The sequence below is a fragment of the Devosia lucknowensis genome, assembly GCF_900177655.1.
In the GTDB taxonomy this organism is placed as follows: Bacteria; Pseudomonadota; Alphaproteobacteria; order Rhizobiales; family Devosiaceae; genus Devosia; species Devosia lucknowensis.
On sequence record NZ_FXWK01000002.1, the window covers coordinates 744,263 to 761,956 of the forward strand.

Consider the following 17,694-nt stretch of genomic DNA (forward strand, 5'->3'; position numbering starts at 1 on the left):
CTCAAGCGTCCTTCACCACATAGCCACCAAGCGGATGACTCCAACCCTTCGCTAACGCCGTCAACGTCGCCCCAACGACGGCAATGGGTGCGTCGGTGGACACGTAGTCGCTGATGGTCTCTCCCGTAACAGAGTGCAGCCGAGCTTCGAATTCGTAATCCATGGTGTCGGTCTGTCGCTCGCTAAGGGCGAGCAGAAGATGGTAGCCGACGACGGTGATCCGAAGGTGGGAAGCGTCATCGGTGGAGTGGCAGTATCGAGGGAGGGGCGACAAGGAGGGTTTGGGGATGAAGACACCTTCGGCATCAAAATAACCAAGTAGGCACTTGAATGCTTCTGGTGGCGCCTCGTCTCGGTAATCGTTGTCGACATAGATGTACGGATCAACGATTGCCCAGCGCTCGTATACCTGGGCCTCTAATGCAGCGAGCCCATCGTACAGTCCGGAAGGGTCCGGAGGCGTCTTGTCCTCCAGAAATCTTTCCATGAGGCAGGGCAGCTTGCGGAGTTCACGATCGTCGAAGAGGTTGAAGATCTCAGCTTCAAGCTGAACTAGGTCGTATCGGCGGATTGGGTCAAGTTTGTCGAGGCAAGTCTGAATGTCTGAGCGGAGAATTGTGCGCATTTCGGCAGCTCCTGGAATTGCAATGACCAAGAACCATTTGAGAAGCACCAATTCAGTGCGAGCGACTAAGAAATCGGATCAGGAAGGTCGTTCATCCTCTCTTTGATCTGGCTGAACGTCATCGGCAGGAACGCCTGGTGGTCCACGCCGCAGTCCCAGCGACGGCGGGTCGAGGGGATCCGGTCATGGGTATGCCCATGGAAGTGCAGGTCACCCGAGAAGTAGCCTTCCCATTCTAGAAGCGGGTAGTGGCACAGGACGATCTTGCAGTCGCGCGCCACAAGTGTGCGGATGTCGTCGACGCTTGCCCAATCAAGCTTGTCGCGCACTTCCTCACCATCATGATTGCCCACGATCAACCGCTTGATGCCGTTGAGCCGTTTGAAGGTTGTCTTCACATCGTCGAATGGCACTTCATCTCCAGCAACATCACCCAAGTGCCAAACGGTGTCCCGAGGCTGAACAAGTTCGTTCCATTTGCGAACGAGCTCCCGATCGTGTTCCTTGATATCGGCATAGGGACGCATCGCCAGGTCCAGGATCCCGGTATGGCCGAAGTGCGTGCCGCCGACGAACCAGTGGGTGTGGTCGATCACGGTTAGATTGCTGGCGCTCATGCCAAGGCTCTCCCCATCAAGTAGCCCAACTTATCCTCCACGCTCGCCAGCCGCTTATGCTCTTCCTCAAATGGAGGAAGCAGATGCTGCAGGTATTGGCAATCATCACGGGTTCGGTCTTAGCGGCCATCGGTTGGGTCGTCCGGCGCAGGATCCGAAACGAGGCAGTCGATGAAATCATCAAGCGCCGCCTCAGCCTCGTCGAGCTCTATCAGCGCATGAAGGCAGCAGAGCTGGACATTAAGGGGCTCAATCGGCTTGAGAGCGAACTCATCAGCCTCAAGGGTGCCGAAAACCAAGCCCAAATGCCCCAAAACCGGCCCGACTCTGGTTCTGCCCGGCCTGTTCACCATCTATGAACAGTCACTTGAAATTGGACGCCAGTGCAGAACATTGGTTGTTAAAGCAGAACTTTGGTGTTTTCACCACTGGGGGCAAATTCTGGAAGCTCGTCGAGAAAGAGCACGCCGTTATGCGCAAGGCTGGCTTCGCCGGGACGGACCCTCAAGCCACCGCCCACCAGCGCCGCCATCGAGGCAGAATGGTGGGGTGCGCGGAAGGGACGCCGGTCGGACAGCACGCCGCCGGCCAGTTCTCCGGCGATGGACTGGATCATGGAAATGTCGAGCAGTTCGCGTGCCGAAAGCGGCGGCAGGATCGATGGCAGCCGGGCGGCCAGCATCGACTTGCCGGCGCCGGGCGGACCAACCATCAGGAGATTGTGCCCGCCGGCCGCCGCCACTTCGAGCGCGCGCCGGGCCACGGCCTGACCACGCACGTCTGCGAGATCAGGCAGTTGTGCGGCGTCGGCAAGCTGCCGTCCGGGTTTGGGGCGCGCCTGGAGTTGCAGCCCGGTGAGATGATTGGCGAGGGCGACGAGGCTGTCGGCGGCTATGATGTCGAGATCGTCACCGGCCCAGGCCGCCTCCGGTCCGGACCCAGTCGGACAGACGAGGCCGAGACCCCGCGCACTGGCGGCCATTGCTGCGGGCAGCACGCCGCCGACATGCGCCAGTCTTCCATCGAGACCAAGTTCGCCCACCGCCATATATCCGTCCAATGCGTCCTGCGGGATGGCACCCAGCGCACTCATAAGCGCCAGGGCGATCGGCAGATCGTAGTGGCTTCCTTCCTTGGGAAGATCGGCCGGAGCGAGATTGATGGTGATGCGCTTGGGCGGCAGGCCCAGACCCGAGGCCGTAAGCGCAGCGCGTACCCGTTCGCCGCTTTCGCGCACGGCCTTGTCCGGCAAGCCCACGAGGACAAGGCCGGGGAAGCCGGGCGCGATATGCGCCTGAACGTCCACCGGCACGGCGTCGATGCCTTGAAACGCCACAGTCGTCACGCGCGTGACCATCGTGCGAGCCCCCTCAATGCCGGCAAAGCTAGCAGAGGCGGAAATAGTTAACAAGAACGAAGAAAGAACAGAAAATGGTCTATTAACCATGTGGGCTGCCACACTGGTTACCCTAAAACTCCATTAACCCCAGCATGTTGATTCAATAGCAGTTTATTCTGCGCCACGAGTATTTCGATCCATGGTCTTTTCTGCCCGTCGCTCCGTCTCCGCCGTCCTTCGCGGCGCCGTTCTGAGCCTCGCCGTCGCGGCGCTGGTCGCCTGCGGCAGCGTGGGGGGTCTTTATGGCGCCATTCCCGGCGACAACCGGCCGCACGCCAAGGTCGATCGCGCCCGCGGCATGCCCATCCAGGGTATCGACGTGGCGCGCTATCAGGAGAATGTCGATTTTGCCCGGGCGCGCGGCGCCGGCATCCACTTCGTTTTCATGAAGGCCACCGAGGGCAAGGACTACATTGATCCCAATTTCCGCGTGAATTGGGAGCGGGCGCGCGATGCCGGCATGCCGCGCGGCGCCTATCACTTCATGACATGGTGTTCGACGGCGGCAGAACAGGCGGCCTGGTTCGTCCAGAACGTTCCCGCGGACCCGAGCGCGCTGCCGCCGGTGCTGGATCTTGAGTGGAACAATCACTCGAGCTGCAAAGTCAAGCCGAGCAAGGCCGATGCGCTCGAGAAGATCAATGTCATGCTGACGGCCATGGAGCGCCATACCGGCAAGCTGCCGATCATCTATACCGACATGAACTTCCATCGTGACATCCTGGAAGATGTCTACCTGCCCAACACGTTCTGGCTGCGCTCCACCGCTGCAGAACCGCATGAGCGCTACAAGAACCGCCCATGGACCTTCTGGCAGTATACCCAGACCGGCGTCGTGCCGGGCGTAAAGGGCGAAGTCGATCGCAACGTCTTCTACGGTTCGACGGGCGACTGGTTGATGTTCCTGTCCACCGGCTGCGACCCACGCGCCATGGCGACGCTGCAGGCCAGCGGGCGTTGCCAGTTCGCGAAATAGACTGCCCCCAAATTGCCGCTACCCAAGCCGAAGCGCGCCGCATAAAGTCGCGGCGCGTCAGGTATAAAGGGTAACGGTCATGGACTTTCTCAACGGTTTCGGCATCGACGGGCTGAGCGTGGTGCTTATCGCGCTGGGAATCCTGGCCGTGCTGGTGCTGTTTGCCGGCGCCAAGACCGTGCCGCAGGGCCACAACTACACGATCGAGCGCTTCGGCAAATATACACGCACGCTCAAGCCCGGGCTCAACCTCATCGTGCCGTTCATCGACGTGGTCGGCAAGAAGATCAACGTCATGGAGCAGGTGCTGGACGTGCCGCACCAGGAAGTCATCACCCGCGACAACGCGACGGTGACGGCCAATGGCGTGACCTTCTACCAGATCCTCGACGCCGCTTCGGCCGCCTACGAGGTGACCGATCTCGAAAACGCCATCCTCAACCTCACCATGACCAATATCCGCTCGGTCATGGGCTCGATGGATCTCGACGAGCTGCTCAGTCATCGCGACGAGATCAATGACCGGGTGCTGCGCGTGGTCGACACAGCCGTGTCGCCCTGGGGCGTCAAGATCACCCGTATCGAAATCAAGGACATCGATCCGCCCAAGGACCTGGTCGAATCCATGGGCCGGCAGATGAAGGCGGAGCGCGAGAAGCGCGCCACGATCCTTGAAGCCGAGGGTCGGCGGCAGGCAGCCATCCTCAAGGCCGAGGGCGAAAAGCAGGCACAGGTGCTGGAAGCCGAGGGTCGCCGCGAAGCTGCCTTCCGCGACGCGGAAGCGCGGGAACGCGCCGCCGAGGCCGAGGCCAAGGCCACGCAACTGGTTTCAGACGCCATAGCCTCGGGCAGTGTGCAGGCCATCAACTATTTCGTGGCCAACAACTATATCAAGGCGCTGGAGGGGATCGCCACGTCGCCCAACCAAAAGCTGCTGATGTTGCCGGTCGAAGCGTCCAGCGTCATTGGCGCCATCGGCGGCATTGCCGAAATCGCCCGCGAAACCTTCGGGGCGGAAAAACCGAACCAGCCACGGTCCACCAGCAGGCCGCCCAACACGACGCCGCAGAGCCAGGGATAGGCCAGCATGCAGGTCATCGCCTTCCTGGCAGAGAATGCGCCCTGGAGCTGGATCATTGCCGGGCTCGTGCTGCTCGCGCTTGAACTGGTGGTTCCCGGCGGCTTCCTGCTCTGGATGGGCATAGCAGGCATTTTGACGGGGGTCCTGGTGCTGTTTCAACCCCTCGACTGGCCGGTGCAGTGGCTGATCTTCGGCGTCCTGTCGCTGGTCTCGATCTTGGTCTGGGTGCGGCTGACGCGGCACCGGCATGCACAGACGGACAGGCCAATGCTCAACCAACGCGCGGAGCAGTTCATCGGCCAGACCGCTATTCTGCAGCAGCCGATAGCCGGTGGTTTTGGCAGGCTGCCTCTGGGCGATACCATCTGGCGCGTGGCGGGGCCCGACCTGCCGGCAGGGCAGCGCGTGCGGATCACCGGGGCCAGTGGCGCCGTGCTGACCGTGGAAGCCGCATAAGCGTTCGCCCGCAAGCTTTCGTTAACCATAAGCTGAGAGGATAGCGGCTCGACCCAAGGGGTCTGGCCGGCTTCCGGGTCCTGCCGGCATGATATGCGGAGCGGGACGTGGCCCGGCAGAAACTCATCATCGCGGGTGTCCTGTTGGCAAGTACGGCGCTGGCCGGTGCCGCATGGGCCGATCCGGTGACGGTTGCCGACAAGACGCTGGACGGCGAGCGGCTCGAGGCTGGAATCTACCCCAGCGCCCCCATGCCCGAGGGTTTCGCCGTGCCGGACGAGCCGGCGCATCCACCGTTCGAGCTCGATTGGTCCATCGGCCTCAAGGGCAGCTACACGGCGGCGACCGGCGGCAACAGTTTCGTAACGACGCTCAACCCGGCCTTCACCGCGACGCATCAGGGTGTTCGCACTGACCTCGTGCTGAACGGGGGCGCGTCCCTCGCGCGCAATACCGACGGCACGCTCGGTGTCACTGGCCTCAATCTGCAACTCGATGCCGTCACGGCGCTGGGCCGAGACACCACCGCTTCGGGCTCGGCCCGCATCGGGCTCAGTCAGGACCTGCCAGGAGCGCCCGGCGCCAATCCGCTGGTCGAGGTGCCGCCGCAGGTGCTGACGGCAGCACTGAGCGGCGCCGTCGAGCGACGCTTCGGCCGCTTCGACCTCAGCGTCACTGGCGACCTCGAACGCACGCTTTACGGCCCCACCACCCGCACCGATACCGGTCTCACCGACAATTCCGCCGACAATGTCTGGCAGGGCGATGTCGGTCTGCGGCTCGGAGTCGAGGCCACACCGATCTTCGACGTCTTCACCCAAGCAGACATTGGTCGTGACTGGTTCGACCAGGCCGGCACAAGCGGCATCAAGAACGACGCCACCAGCCGCAGCCTGCGCGGTGGCGTGAGCGGCAGCTGGAACGGGCTTTTATCGGCAAGTGCCTCGGTGGGCGTCGGCCAGCACGACTTCGACGATGCCGGGCTCACCGACATCACCACCCGACTTTACGACGCCAGCATCGCCTACTCGCCCGATACCACGCTGAACCTCACGGCCGCGCTGTCAACCACGATCGAGCCGACCGGCGCCGACGTCGGGGGTACGGCGCGGGTCGCCCACATCGCGACGGCCAGCGCCAGTTACACGGTCAATTCCTGGCTGCGCCTGCGTGCCTCGGCCGACTGGGGCCTATCGACTGTCGAGGGCAGCGGAGAAACAGAACGCCGCCACGGCTTCGGTGCCGGCGCGGACTACAAGTTCAATTCGCGCACGGCATTATCGGCCGACTATGCCTATTCGCACCGCGACAACAGCCTCAATGGCGTCACCGACAGTCATTCGGTCAGCCTCGGGGTGACGCTGAAGCGCTGAGGGGACAGCAGGGCGCGGCAGGCCGCGCGCGCTGCCGTGGAAGCCTTGCGCCTAGAGCTTGTCGCCCAGGTCGAGCTTGCGCAACTCGTCGATGAAGCCAGGACGGATGTCCGCGCGATCGAGGGCAAAGACGACGTTGGCCGTCAGAAAGCCCAGCTTGGATCCGCAGTCGTAGACCTTTCCTTCGTATTTAACGCCGGTGAAGGCCTGCTGACCCATCAGGGTCTGCATGGCGTCGGTCAGCTGGATCTCGCCGCCTGCGCCGCGGGTCTGCTCGGCCAGAAGGGCGAAGATTTCGGGCTGCAGGATATAGCGGCCGGAAATGAAAAGATTGGACGGCGCTTCGTCGCGCTTGGGTTTTTCCACCATGCCATTGATGGCAAAGCCCTGGTCAGGTCCCTCGCCGCGCACCACGACGCCATAGGACGAGACATCTTCCCAAGCGCATTCCTCGACGCCGATAATGTTGCCCGGCCGCTCGTCGTAGGCGTCCATCATCTGCTTGAGCACGCCCGGCTTGGCGCGAAAAATCATATCGGGCAACAGAAGCGCGAAAGGCTGGTCGCCCACGATATCGCGGGCGCACCAGACGGCGTGACCGAGGCCCAGCGGCTCCTGCTGGCGGGTGAAACTGGTGCGTCCGGCAGACGGCAGGTCCTTCTGCAATTCGTCGAGCGCCGCCTTCTTGCCGCGGCTTTCGAGCGTCGCTTCGAGCTCGAACTGGCGATCGAAATGATCCTCGATGACGCCTTTGTTGCGCCCGGTGACGAAGACGAAGTGCTCGATCCCCGCCTCGCGCGCCTCGTCCACGGCATACTGGATCAGCGGCCTGTCGACGACGGTCAGCATCTCCTTGGGCATGGCTTTGGTCGCGGGCAGGAAGCGGGTGCCGAGGCCGGCAACGGGGAAGACTGCGGTACGGACGCGTTTGGACAATGAACTCTCCCTGGTGGACGCGATTTGGACGTAAAGCTAAATCAACGTCTCGCGCATATCGTTGCGTTCAATAGCATTTCCAAAACGGAGAGACAAAGCATGACGGTCCTCGTAACCGGCGGCGCCGGCTATATCGGCAGCCATATGGTGCTCAATCTGGCTGATGCCGGCGAGGACGTGGTCGTGCTCGACAATCTGGTCACCGGTTTCGACTGGGCCATCGACGGGCGCGCCCGCTTCGAGGCGGGAAATGCCGGGGATATCGAGCATGTGCTCAAGCTCATCGAGAAGCACAAGATCACCGAGATCGTGCACTTCGCCGGCTCGATCGTGGTGCCGGAGTCAGTCTCCAATCCGCTCAAATATTATGCCAACAACACCGCCACATCGCGCAACCTGATCGAGGCCGCGGTCAGGGGTGGGGTGAAGCACTTCATCTTCTCTTCGACCGCTGCCGTCTACGGCATGACCGGGCTGGCTCCGGTGGTTGAGGACACGCCGCTCAATCCCATGTCGCCCTATGGCCGGTCCAAGCTCATGACCGAATGGATGCTGGCCGATGTCGCCGCCGCCCATGACATGACCTATGGCGTTCTGCGCTACTTCAATGTCGCCGGGGCCGATCCGCAGAAGCGTTCGGGCCAGTCGACGCCCGAGGCCACGCATCTGATCAAGGTGGCCTGCCAGGTGGCGCTAGGCAAACGCGAGAAAATGGACATTTTCGGCACCGACTACGAGACGCCCGATGGCACCTGCGTGCGCGACTACATTCACGTGACGGACCTGATCGCCGCCCATGCATTGCTGCTGCGGCATCTGCGTGGCGGCGGCGACAGCACCACGCTCAACTGCGCCTATGGGCAGGGCTATTCCGTGCGCCAGGTGGTGGAAACGGTGCGCCAGGTCTCGGGCGTGAACCTCAGGGCCGACGAAGCACCTCGCCGAGCCGGCGACCCGGCGTCGATCACTGCGACCGGCGAAAAGGTGCGCAGTCTCCTGGGCTGGGTTCCGCAGCACGATGATCTCAACGAAATCGTCGAAACGGCGTATGCGTGGGAGCGGCACCTGCTCACCCGCAACCGTTAGGAAGGGACGAACCATGCGGTGGATGGCGATCGTTTGGCTGGCATTCGCCTCTCCTGCGTTTGCCCAGCCCACCGACAGTTTTGGAGACTTCCTTTCCAGCTTCCGTGCCGAAGCTGTGGCGGCCGGCATCGACGGCGGCTTTTACGATGCGACGGTTGCCGGCCTTGCGCCCGATCCGAGTGTTCCCAGCCTTGTCGAGACGCAGCCGGAATTCACGACGCCCGTGTGGGACTATCTCGACACGCGCATTACCGGCTCCCGCATCGAGCGCGGCAAGGCGGCGATGGGCCGGAACCAGGAGCTCTTTGCCCGCGTAGCCCAGCAATATGGTGTCGATCCCTATATCCTGGGCGCCATCTGGGGGATGGAGACCGACTATGGCGCGGTGCTGGGCAATGCCAAGCTGATCCGCCCGATCGTGCGGTCGCTGGCAACGGTGGCCTGGCAGCGGCGCAGCCGGTTCGCCGAAGACAAGGCCGATTTCGTTGCGGCGCTGAAACTTGCGGCTCTCAATGGCGGCGTTTCGCCGATGGGATCATGGGCGGGCGCCATCGGGCACCTGCAGGTCAACCCGTCGAACGTGCTCGCCAACGGCACCGATGGGGATGGCGATGGGCGCGTGGACCTGCACAATTCGCTTGCCGATGCTCTTGCCACCAGCGCTGTCTATCTCCGGCGCCTGGGCTACCAGCCCGGGCTCGACTGGGGCTTCGAGGTGCTCGTGCCCGAAGGCTTCGACTATCTGCTGGCGACGCGAGACCAGCTGCGACCGGTATCTTTCTTCGCCGAACGCGGCGTGACCCGCGTGGCCGGACGACAGTTCGCCGATCCATTGACACCGGTCTTCCTTTATGTGCCGGCCGGCAAGGACGGTCCCAAATTCCTGATGACGGCCAACTACCTGGTCTTCAAGGGATACAATTTCTCCGACAGCTACGCCCTTGCTGTCGCTCACCTGACCGACCGATTGAAGGGCGGCGGCGGTTTCGTCGCCTCTTGGCCGCGCCAGACGCAATTTCCGAACCTGGCGCAGCGGCAGTCCATCCAGCAGGCACTGATCACGCTCGGCCTTTACAACGGCGTTGTCGATGGACGCATCGGTCCGGTGACGCAAGCCGCCTATGCCCGGTTCCAGGCCATGCGCGGCGAGGTCGCTGATGGATTCGTGACCCGCGCCGCTCACGACGCGCTGGCGGCAGCGGTGCGATAACGCTCGTGGGAGCAACGTGGCCTTGAACTTCGGCGCCTGCTACAAGGCTCGGGCGAACATGGGAACGGACATGAAGCGGCTTGTTCTGGCTTTATTGGTGGTGTGTGTGGCGCTGATCGATGTCGGCCCGGCTCTCGCACAGGCCGCAGCCGGAGACCGCATCCAGGTTGCCCAGGCCGAGGCACCACGCCGCCGGACGTTGTTCGACCTCCTGTTCGGAGAGGAGCCGGCTCCCGCGCCGCAAGTCCAGCAACAACCGCAATCGCAGCCGCGGCAAACGGCCCCCCGGCCCACGGCGGCGCTGCCACCTCCCAAGCCGGTGGTCGACAAATCGCCCGACGCGACCCGGATGGCCGTTTTCGGTGACTCGCTGGCGATAGACCTTACCAAGGCGCTGGAGCGCTTCTACGCCGAAGATCCAAACCTGGTCGTCATCGGCCAGGGGGTCAATTCGTCGGGTTTCGTGCGTGATGATTTCTTCGACTGGAATGCGGCAATCGCCGAGCAGATCGCAGCCGACAGTTTCGATATTGCCGTGGTCATCATCGGCATCAATGACCGTCAGGAAATCACGGCCAGCGGCCAGACCTATCCGGCGCTCAGCGAAGGATGGACAAATATCTATCAGGCCCGGCTCAACAGTTTTCTCGGGCAGCTGCGGGCAGCGCGCAAACCGGTGATCTGGATGGGACTGCCGCCGATGGAGCGGAGCCAGTATTCGGCGGCGATGAACCAGATCAGCGCCTTGCACCGCATGGCCGCCTTTGCCAACGGTGCCGAATTCGTCGACATCTACGATCGCTTTGCCGATGCCGAAGGGCGCTATGCCGCCTACGGACCCGACGTCAACGGACAGAATGCGCTGATGCGCAAGGACGACGGCATCCACTATTCGGCGGCCGGCGCCGACAAGCTGGCCTTCTATATCAGCCAGTCGATCAGCACCTTCTATCGCGGCGGTCAGGTGAGCGTTGCCGTGGCGGACCCGCTCCAGGGCACTGATGCCGCACAGATGCTGCGCCCACCCTATCAGGGGCTCGGACAGATCAGGCTCTTGGAAGTGGCTGGGGCCGTGATGCCGCTGAGCCGGGTTCCGGACCGTGCCAGCGATCTGGTGCTGGCGGGAACTGCCGGCGACGCGCCGGCCGCCTTTTCGCTGGAGCAGTTGATGCAGGCGCCCCAGGGGCGTGTCGATGCCTTCGGCGTCGGTCTCGAGCCTGAGCGCGACAGCGGCGAAGCCCCCTAGTTCAGGAGCTCCACAGTCACAGGGGCGAGCATTTCCGAACGCGCCGCAGTCGTGCCGGCGGCGCTGGTGGCCATGATGGCGAAGATCAGAAGCAGGAGTGCAGCGGCGAGACGCATGGGTCGTTTCCCGGTCAGGTTTGCTGCATGAGCATTGCGCCACCTGTCTGCCAGCCGCAATGACAGCGTTAAGACTTGCTTAATACGTCAAATTGTTCCGAACGGGACGTCAGCCGCCAAGCAGGCCACTGGCGCGGATGCCATCGAACACGAATTGCACGGCGAGCGCGGCGAGGAGAATGCCGACGATACGCGAGACCACGGATAGGCCGGTAAGCCCCAGCAGGCGCTGAATGGGAATGGCGATCAGCAAAGTCAGCCAGCAGAGCGCCAGAATCACGATGATGGCGGCCAGAACCAGGCCGAATTCGAATGTGGACTCGGCGCCGGTGGTCAGCAGGATGACCGCGGAAATGGCTCCGGGACCCGCCATCAACGGCATGGCAAGCGGAAAGATCGAGATGTCGTGGCTCTGGCGGGCCTCGACTTCTTCCTCGTCGGTCGTACCGGTGCCACCCGAATGGCGTGCGAACACCATGTCGATGGCGATGAGCAGCAGCAGAATGCCGCCGGCGGTGCGGAGCGCCGGAATGGTAATGCCGAAAACATCGAGGATGGCATTGCCCAGCACCGCGAAGAACAGCAGGATGCCCAGTGCCACCAGCACGCCGCGCGTGGCGAAGATGCGGCGCTGGGCCGGGGTGTTGTCCTTGGTCAGAGCGGCGAAAATGAACGCGATGTCGGCTACGCCCACCGTTGCGAACAGCGTGGCAAAGGCGACAAGGAAAGTGTTCATGCTCGGCCCCCGGATCCGCCCCAAGCACTAGGGCATTTGCCGCGCCGCGCCAACCCCGCGCCGCCTTGCGTCAGGCCCGGCGCTTCTCGATGGCATCCCAGATCAGCACGGCAATGTCGGGACCGCCGAAACGTTTGATCTCACGAATGCCGGTGGGCGATGTGACGTTGATTTCGGTAAGATAGCCGCCGATCACGTCGATGCCGACGAAGATCATGTCACGCGCCTTGAGCGCCGGGGCGATCCGCGCGCAGATTTCCTGCTCCCTCTCGGTCAGCGGCGAGAGTTCGGGACGACCGCCCACATGCATGTTGGAGCGCGCCTCGCCATCGGCGGGGATGCGATTGAGGCCCATGACCGGCTCACCATCGATGATGATGATGCGCTTGTCGCCCTTGCGCACATCGGGGAGGTACTTCTGGATCATGAAGGGTTCGCGGTAATTGGCCTCGAACAGTTCGAGCAGGCTTGCGAGATTGTGGTCGCCCTCCTGGATGAAGAACACACCCGCGCCGCCATTGCCGTAGAGCGGCTTGACGATGATGTTGCCGTGCTCCTTGCGGAAGGCATGAATTTCCGCCCGGTCGCGGGTCACCAGGGTTGGCGGCATCAGGTCGGGAAATTCAGTGACGAGAATCTTCTCGGGCGCGTTGCGGACCGCGGCGGGCGGATTGACGACAAGCGTCCTGGGATGGATGCGCTCGAGCAGGTGCGTGAGCGTGATGTAGTTCATGTCGAACGGCGGATCCTGGCGCATCAGCACCACGTCCTGGGTGCCGAGATCGACGCGGCGCGCTTCGCCGAGGGTGAAATGCTGACCCTTTTCGGCATCGGTGACGGTGATGGGCTGGGCGAGAGCGCTCACCGTATTGTCGCGCATGGACAGGGTGTCGGGTGTGTAGTGCAAGAGCTCATGTCCGCGGGCCTGGGCCTCGAGCATCATGGCGAAGGTCGAATCGCCGCGCGGATTGATGGTTGCGACATGGTCCATCTGGACGGCGACTTTGAGCGACATGACTACTCTCAGAAAGCTGGAAAGGCATTGATGAGATGGCGTGGCCAGCGCCCGGGTGCAAGCAGAATCACGTCGAAGCGCAAATCGCGGCCGGCGGCCTCCGGATTGCGGGCGAGCCAAAGGTGGGCGGCGCGGACGATCCTGTCGCGATGGATCGCCGCATAGGTCAGCGACTCGTCGGCATCCGGGGCGCGCTGCTTGACCTCTATGAAGATGATGCTGGCGCCCTTTTCGGCCACGAGGTCGATCTCGCCGACCGGGGTTTTGTAGCGGCGATTGCGGATGCGGTAGAACTTGAGTTGCAGGAAAAGCGCGGCCAGTGCCTCGCCGCGGTGGCCGCTTCGATAGGCCTTGCGGCGCTTGTCACTCGGCGTTCTTGAGGGCGAGGGCGGCATCGTAAACGTCCTTGCGCTTGAGCCCGAACCGGGCGGCGATCTCGTCGACCGCGGCCCGAAGCGGTTGATCTTGCATGGCTTTGCCGAGTGCCGCCTGCCAGTCCTCGGCGGCGGGCGCGCTGGGCTCGGCGGCACCGGCGACGACGATCACCGCCTCGCCCCTGGTCTCATCATCGGCAAACCGGGCCGCCAGTTCGGAGAGGCTCCCGCGCATGGTGCGCTCGAAGCGCTTGGTCAGCTCCAGCGCGACGACGGCGGGTCGGTCCCCGAGCACCTCGGCCATGGCGGCTAGCGTGCCGTCGAGACGTCGCGGAGACTCGTAAAAGATCAGTGTTTCACGTGAATCGACGTGCTTTGCCAAGACGTTAGCCCTCGCGCCAGCCTTGGGTGGCAGGAAGCCGTGGAAGGCGAACGCGTCAGTTGGGAGGCCCGCAACAACGAGCGCCGAGAGCAGGGCGGAGGCGCCGGGGATCGGGAAGATCGGCAGGTCCTGTTCGGCCAGGGTCCGGATTAGCGGGAAGCCGGGGTCGGACAGGAGCGGGGTTCCGGCGTCGGATATGAGGGCGATGGCAGCGCCGGAGGCAATGCGGCCGGCGATGTATTCGGCCTTGTCCCGCTCGTTATGTTCATGAAAAGCCTGGCGTTTTGCCGAGATGCCATAGTGGTCGAGCAGTTTGGCGGAGGTACGGGTATCCTCGCAGAGAACCAGTTCGACCGCCGCCAGGGTTTCGAGCGCCCGCAGGGTGATGTCGCGCAGATTTCCTATAGGCGTGGCAACGACATAGAGTCCGGGCGCCAGTGCCGGGGCGGTGAAACGGGTGCCGGCGATGAAATAGTCGGATTTGTGTTCGTTCATCGCCGCGCCTTCCCGGATTTCAATGCTTGATTAACGAATTGGGTACAATTTGTTAACAGACTGTGAGCACTTGGAACGGCCGTGGTGCGAAAAGGTGAGACAGCGACGCGCTGGACCCGCCGCTCGGTGATGACCGGGCTGGCCGCTCTCGTTGCGGCCTGCTCGCCGGGGTCGCTGCAACTGGGATCGCGGTCGTTTTCTTTCCCGTGGGACAGCGCCGACCAAACCGGTGGCGCGCCGCTCGGATCTGCTGCGCCGACCATGCCATCGCAGCGCATCGGGCGCGGATCGGTGACGGTGGCGCTGCTGCTGCCGCTGTCGGGCGATCCGGCCGTGGCACAACTGGGGGTGGCGCTGGCCAATGCGGCGCGCCTGGCCATCCAGTTCATCGAAGCCAATGCCAATATTGCGGAGAACATAACCCTGTCGCTGCGCGATACCGGCACCGGCGCGGCCGGGGCGGTGAGCGCCGCCAATGCCGCGGTCGCCGAGGGCGCCAAGCTGGTGCTGGGTCCGCTGACGGCCGAGCAGATCAGCGCCGCCGCGGCCGTTACGCGGGCCGCCAATATCCCGATGATCGGCTTTGCCAACAATGGCAGCGTGGCCGGCCCCAATGTCTACGTGCTCAACGTGCTGCCCGAAACCGAGATGAAACGGGCGCTGACCTGGCTGCGCGAACAGGGGCGGCGCGGACCAGCGGGCATTTTCCCGTCGACGCCCTATGGCGAGGCCCTGGCATCAGCGTTCCGGACGCAGGCGATTGCAGCCGGCTTCAATCCGAGCGCCGTCTATACGTTTTCCGATGTCAGTGAAGCGCAGGGGATCATCAATCAGGCCAAGCCGCTGGTCGAGCGGATGATGCTCGACGCCCTGTTCGTCCCCGACCGGGCCACGGCGCCAACTTTTGCCGGGTTGCTCGCCCAGGCGGGGGTGGCCAGGGACGATGTGCAACTGGTGGGTTCGGCCGACTGGAGCGCCGACCCGCAGCTGGCGACCAATGCGGCGCTTGTCGGGGCCGTTTTCCCTGGAGTGGACGACGCCGGGCTCAATGCCATCCGCGCCGACTACCAGCGGCAGTTCGGCGCGGCGCCGCCACAGATGGCGACCATCGCCTATACGGCAGTGATCCTGGCCAATGTGAACACGCTGTCGAAGGCGGTGCCGCCCTATAGCGCGCAGCTGCTGACCAATCCTTCGGGCTTTGCCGGGCGCGACGGACTTTTCCGCTTCCAGGCGAACGGTCGCAGCGATTATGCGCTGGCGATCAAACAGATCGGGGCAGGGGGTGTGGTCACGACGGTGGATGCGGCGAAGATCTAGGATTTCCCGGATCGACTGAAGCAGGCTGCAGCTGAAGGAAGGGATATGACGGGAGAAGGCCCCCTCACCCGGCCTTCGGCCGACCTCTCCCCCGAGGGAGAGGTGTCGCTGCGCGGCTAGGCCGCCAGGTCGGCCACCACGGCATCGAGGACGGGGAAGCCCTTGTCGGTGACGCGGAGATTGCCGTTGGGGAGGGTTTCGAGGAAACCGTAGCCCTTGAGGGCCATGATCTGCGCTTCCGAAATGCCGCGGCCCGAAATGGACATGAAGCGGGTCGGCGAGATGCCTTCCTTCAAGCGCAGCCCCATGACCAGATATTCGTCGCCCTGTTCTTCCCAGGTGAGGACATCGTCGGTGATCATGCCGTGGCCCTGGCTGTTGACGAGGTTGAGCCAGTCGAAGGGCAGGCGTTCGGTGGCGGTGGCGTGGCGCTGGTGATTGACCATGAGGCGGCCATGCGCGCCCGGGCCGATGCCGGCATATTCGCCATAGCGCCAATAGAGCATGTTGTGCCGCGATTCCTGGCCGGGAACGGCATGGTTGGAAATCTCGTAGGCCGGCATGCCCGCAGCGGCGGTCAATTCCTGGGTCAGCTCGTAGAAGTCGGCCGCCAGATCCTCGTTGGGCATCTTGAGCTTTCCGGCCTGATGCAGGTCGAAATAGCGCGTCCCCTGCTCGATGGTCAGCATGTAAAGGCTGATATGGCCCTGGGCGAGCCAGAGACCCTCCTTGAGCTCGTCTTCCCAATCCTCGAGGGTCTGCTTGGGACGGCCATAGATGAGATCGAAGCTCGAGCGATCAAAGACGCTCTGGGCGATGCGCACGGCGGCAACAGCTTCCTCGACCGTGTGGCGGCGACCAAGCTCGGCCAAGGGACCCGGGCGCAGCGACTGGACGCCCAGCGACACACGATTGACGCCCGCTGCGCGGAAGCCCTTGAAGCGCTCGACCTCGACCGAGGTCGGGTTGGCTTCGAGGGTGATTTCGGCCCTGCGATCGATCTCCCAGGCGTTGGCGATGGCATCGAGAATGGTGCCGACGGCCTTGGGCGACATCAGCGACGGTGTGCCGCCGCCGAAGAAAACCGATTGCACCAGGCGGCCGGGCGAAAGCGCGGCCATATGGGCGATCTCGCGCTTGTAGCCCTCGACAAAGGCGTCTTCATCGAAGGGGCCGCGATGAACGTGGGAATTGAAATCGCAATAGGGGCACTTGGACGCGCAGAACGGCCAGTGGACGTAGACGCCGAAGAGGTCGTTGGGATTTTGCGTCATGGACGGCACCTGTGAGAAGCCAAGAAAACCCCCACCCGGCCTCCCCCTGAAGAAGGGGGAGGGGCAGGCAGATGCAGTCCGCGGATGTCTGGATCAAACGCAGGCCTGACTCCCTCCCCCTTCTTCAGGGGGAGGGTCGGGGTGGGGGTCACCTGGTTCGGCACCGACCTACCCATGATCGATCTGCTGCTCGACAAACAGCGCGAATGCTCTTGCGCGGTGGCTGAGGCCCTGCTGGCCGGGTGACCAGGAGTGCTTCACCTCGGGCGGCATTTCGCCGAAGGTGATGTCGTAGCCATCGGGCATGAACATGGGATCGTAGCCATGCCCCTGATCGCCGCGCGGGGGCCAGACCAGGGTCCCCTCGCATTTGCCGACATAGAGCACGTCGCGGCCATCGGGGTGAGCGAGGCACAGGGTGGCGTTGAAGGCCGCCCGGCGCTGTCCCGGCGAGATGGCGCCGGCAGCCTGGAGGGCATCCTCAACGCGCTTCATGGCGCGGTTGAAATCGCGCGGCACGCCAGCCCAGTCGGCGGTGTAGACGCCGGGTTCGCCGTTGAGCGCATCGACGGAAATGCCGCTGTCGTCGGACAGCGCAAGCATGTTGGCGCCCCGGGCTGCGGCATGCGCCTTGGTGCGGGCGTTCTCGGCAAAGGTGGTGCCGGTTTCTTCGGGCTCGGGGAGCCCGAGGTCGCCCGCAGAAACAAGTTCGAGGCCGAAAGGCTCGAAGAGCTCGCGGAATTCCTTGAGCTTGCCGGCATTGTGAGTGGCAATGCAGAGGCGGTCACCGGCCTTGAGGCGGGGAATGGTCATTTGGCCTCCAAAGCGCGGGTTATGTCGTTCCAGATGGGGCAATGATCTTGATTGAAGGCCCCCTCATCCGCCCTTCGGGCACCTTCTCCCACAAGGGGAGAAGGGGGCACCGCGCTCGGACCTGCGCCGGCTCCCCCTCGCCCCTTGTGGGAGAGGGTGGATCG

18 protein-coding genes and 1 pseudogene are annotated in these 17,694 nt (G+C 63.6%); 9 read left to right on the forward strand and 10 right to left on the reverse strand.

Going from position 1 to position 17,694, the window contains the following annotated elements; genetic code table 11:
• Position 1: 1 nt before the first annotated feature.
• Together CCK88_RS15905 and CCK88_RS15910 are read right to left on the reverse strand one after the other, a co-directional pair.
• Complete coding sequence (locus CCK88_RS15905) at positions 2–625, reverse strand: hypothetical protein (protein WP_086471550.1); 624 nt, start codon at positions 623–625, stop codon at positions 2–4.
• 65 nt (positions 626–690) lie between these two features.
• The gene (locus CCK88_RS15910; protein WP_086471551.1) at positions 691–1,242 is read right to left on the reverse strand and encodes a hypothetical protein; all 552 of its coding nucleotides are present in this window, start codon (positions 1,240–1,242) and stop codon (positions 691–693) included.
• 83 nt (positions 1,243–1,325) lie between these two features.
• Between CCK88_RS15910 and CCK88_RS15915 the strand changes: the two genes are divergently transcribed.
• Positions 1,326–1,601 (forward strand): hypothetical protein, encoded by a 276-nt coding sequence (locus CCK88_RS15915; RefSeq protein ID WP_140049022.1) that lies wholly within the window; start codon positions 1,326–1,328, stop codon positions 1,599–1,601.
• Between the two features lie 71 nt (positions 1,602–1,672).
• Here CCK88_RS15915 and CCK88_RS15920 read toward each other — a convergent pair.
• A pseudogene (locus tag CCK88_RS15920) lies at positions 1,673–2,599 on the reverse strand (YifB family Mg chelatase-like AAA ATPase); the annotation flags it as partial.
• Positions 2,600–2,780: 181 nt separating this feature from the next.
• On the opposite strand from CCK88_RS15920, the gene CCK88_RS15925 reads away from it, so the two are divergent.
• The 4 genes from CCK88_RS15925 (at position 2,781) to CCK88_RS15940 (ending at position 6,527) form a co-directional block, all read left to right on the forward strand.
• Positions 2,781–3,617 carry a glycoside hydrolase family 25 protein gene (locus CCK88_RS15925; RefSeq protein WP_086471554.1) on the forward strand — a complete coding sequence of 279 codons (837 nt, stop codon included), beginning with the start codon at positions 2,781–2,783 and terminating at the stop codon, positions 3,615–3,617.
• Positions 3,618–3,720: 103 nt separating this feature from the next.
• Positions 3,721–4,698 carry an SPFH domain-containing protein gene (locus CCK88_RS15930; RefSeq protein WP_170926557.1) on the forward strand — a complete coding sequence of 326 codons (978 nt, stop codon included), beginning with the start codon at positions 3,721–3,723 and terminating at the stop codon, positions 4,696–4,698.
• 6 nt (positions 4,699–4,704) lie between these two features.
• Positions 4,705–5,154 (forward strand): NfeD family protein, encoded by a 450-nt coding sequence (locus tag CCK88_RS15935; protein ID WP_086471556.1) that lies wholly within the window; start codon positions 4,705–4,707, stop codon positions 5,152–5,154.
• 107 nt (positions 5,155–5,261) lie between these two features.
• A complete protein-coding gene (locus CCK88_RS15940; RefSeq protein WP_086471557.1) occupies positions 5,262–6,527 on the forward strand; it encodes an outer membrane beta-barrel protein in 1,266 nt (421 codons plus the stop codon).
• 51 nt (positions 6,528–6,578) lie between these two features.
• Here CCK88_RS15940 and galU read toward each other — a convergent pair whose 3' ends face one another.
• The gene (galU, locus tag CCK88_RS15945; RefSeq protein WP_086471558.1) at positions 6,579–7,463 is read right to left on the reverse strand and encodes a UTP--glucose-1-phosphate uridylyltransferase GalU; all 885 of its coding nucleotides are present in this window, start codon (positions 7,461–7,463) and stop codon (positions 6,579–6,581) included.
• A 99-nt stretch (positions 7,464–7,562) separates the two neighbouring features.
• Between galU and galE the strand changes: the two genes are divergently transcribed.
• From galE to CCK88_RS15960, 3 genes are all read left to right on the forward strand, one after another.
• Complete coding sequence (galE, locus tag CCK88_RS15950; RefSeq protein WP_086471559.1) at positions 7,563–8,549, forward strand: UDP-glucose 4-epimerase GalE; 987 nt, start codon at positions 7,563–7,565, stop codon at positions 8,547–8,549.
• Between the two features lie 13 nt (positions 8,550–8,562).
• Complete coding sequence (locus tag CCK88_RS15955; protein WP_170926522.1) at positions 8,563–9,759, forward strand: lytic murein transglycosylase; 1,197 nt, start codon at positions 8,563–8,565, stop codon at positions 9,757–9,759.
• Between the two features lie 70 nt (positions 9,760–9,829).
• On the forward strand, positions 9,830–11,005 hold the full coding sequence (locus CCK88_RS15960) for an SGNH/GDSL hydrolase family protein (protein ID WP_170926523.1): 1,176 nt from the start codon (positions 9,830–9,832) through the stop codon (positions 11,003–11,005).
• A gap of 225 nt (positions 11,006–11,230) precedes the next feature.
• Here the strand turns inward: CCK88_RS15960 and CCK88_RS15965 are convergent, their stop codons facing one another.
• From CCK88_RS15965 to rsmI, 4 genes are all read right to left on the reverse strand, one after another.
• A complete protein-coding gene (locus CCK88_RS15965; protein ID WP_086471562.1) occupies positions 11,231–11,857 on the reverse strand; it encodes a MarC family protein in 627 nt (208 codons plus the stop codon).
• Between the two features lie 70 nt (positions 11,858–11,927).
• A complete protein-coding gene (gene gshB / locus CCK88_RS15970; RefSeq protein WP_086471563.1) occupies positions 11,928–12,872 on the reverse strand; it encodes a glutathione synthase in 945 nt (314 codons plus the stop codon).
• 8 nt (positions 12,873–12,880) lie between these two features.
• Positions 12,881–13,267: a YraN family protein gene (locus CCK88_RS15975; RefSeq protein WP_086471564.1), complete on the reverse strand. Its 387-nt coding sequence runs from the start codon at positions 13,265–13,267 to the stop codon at positions 12,881–12,883.
• Positions 13,236–14,123, reverse strand: a complete 888-nt coding sequence (gene rsmI / locus CCK88_RS15980; RefSeq protein ID WP_086471565.1) for a 16S rRNA (cytidine(1402)-2'-O)-methyltransferase — start codon at positions 14,121–14,123, stop codon at positions 13,236–13,238. Before rsmI ends, CCK88_RS15975 begins: the two co-directional genes overlap by 32 nt.
• A gap of 81 nt (positions 14,124–14,204) precedes the next feature.
• Between rsmI and CCK88_RS15985 the strand changes: the two genes are divergently transcribed.
• Positions 14,205–15,443 carry a penicillin-binding protein activator gene (locus tag CCK88_RS15985; RefSeq protein ID WP_086471566.1) on the forward strand — a complete coding sequence of 413 codons (1,239 nt, stop codon included), beginning with the start codon at positions 14,205–14,207 and terminating at the stop codon, positions 15,441–15,443.
• Between the two features lie 116 nt (positions 15,444–15,559).
• Here CCK88_RS15985 and hemW read toward each other — a convergent pair whose 3' ends face one another.
• Positions 15,560–16,717 carry a radical SAM family heme chaperone HemW gene (gene hemW / locus CCK88_RS15990; RefSeq protein ID WP_086471567.1) on the reverse strand — a complete coding sequence of 386 codons (1,158 nt, stop codon included), beginning with the start codon at positions 16,715–16,717 and terminating at the stop codon, positions 15,560–15,562.
• Positions 16,718–16,885: 168 nt separating this feature from the next.
• Complete coding sequence (locus tag CCK88_RS15995; RefSeq protein WP_086471568.1) at positions 16,886–17,530, reverse strand: non-canonical purine NTP pyrophosphatase; 645 nt, start codon at positions 17,528–17,530, stop codon at positions 16,886–16,888.
• Positions 17,531–17,694: the final 164 nt, after the last annotated feature.

Excerpts from the sequence above, each read along its gene's own strand:
- CCK88_RS15960 (WP_170926523.1), top strand. The coding sequence starts at position 9,830 with ATGAAGCGGCTTGTTCTGGCTTTATTGGTGGTGTGTGTGGCGCTGATC.
- CCK88_RS15915 (WP_140049022.1), top strand. The coding sequence starts at position 1,326 with ATGCTGCAGGTATTGGCAATCATCACGGGTTCGGTCTTAGCGGCCATC.
- CCK88_RS15975 (WP_086471564.1), bottom strand. The coding sequence starts at position 13,267 with ATGCCGCCCTCGCCCTCAAGAACGCCGAGTGACAAGCGCCGCAAGGCC.
- galE (WP_086471559.1), top strand. The coding sequence starts at position 7,563 with ATGACGGTCCTCGTAACCGGCGGCGCCGGCTATATCGGCAGCCATATG.
- CCK88_RS15955 (WP_170926522.1), top strand. The coding sequence starts at position 8,563 with ATGCGGTGGATGGCGATCGTTTGGCTGGCATTCGCCTCTCCTGCGTTT.
- CCK88_RS15905 (WP_086471550.1), bottom strand. The coding sequence starts at position 625 with ATGCGCACAATTCTCCGCTCAGACATTCAGACTTGCCTCGACAAACTT.
- CCK88_RS15935 (WP_086471556.1), top strand. The coding sequence starts at position 4,705 with ATGCAGGTCATCGCCTTCCTGGCAGAGAATGCGCCCTGGAGCTGGATC.
- gshB (WP_086471563.1), bottom strand. The coding sequence starts at position 12,872 with ATGTCGCTCAAAGTCGCCGTCCAGATGGACCATGTCGCAACCATCAAT.
- CCK88_RS15925 (WP_086471554.1), top strand. The coding sequence starts at position 2,781 with ATGGTCTTTTCTGCCCGTCGCTCCGTCTCCGCCGTCCTTCGCGGCGCC.
- CCK88_RS15995 (WP_086471568.1), bottom strand. The coding sequence starts at position 17,530 with ATGACCATTCCCCGCCTCAAGGCCGGTGACCGCCTCTGCATTGCCACT.
- CCK88_RS15910 (WP_086471551.1), bottom strand. The coding sequence starts at position 1,242 with ATGAGCGCCAGCAATCTAACCGTGATCGACCACACCCACTGGTTCGTC.
- rsmI (WP_086471565.1), bottom strand. The coding sequence starts at position 14,123 with ATGAACGAACACAAATCCGACTATTTCATCGCCGGCACCCGTTTCACC.
- hemW (WP_086471567.1), bottom strand. The coding sequence starts at position 16,717 with ATGACGCAAAATCCCAACGACCTCTTCGGCGTCTACGTCCACTGGCCG.
- CCK88_RS15965 (WP_086471562.1), bottom strand. The coding sequence starts at position 11,857 with ATGAACACTTTCCTTGTCGCCTTTGCCACGCTGTTCGCAACGGTGGGC.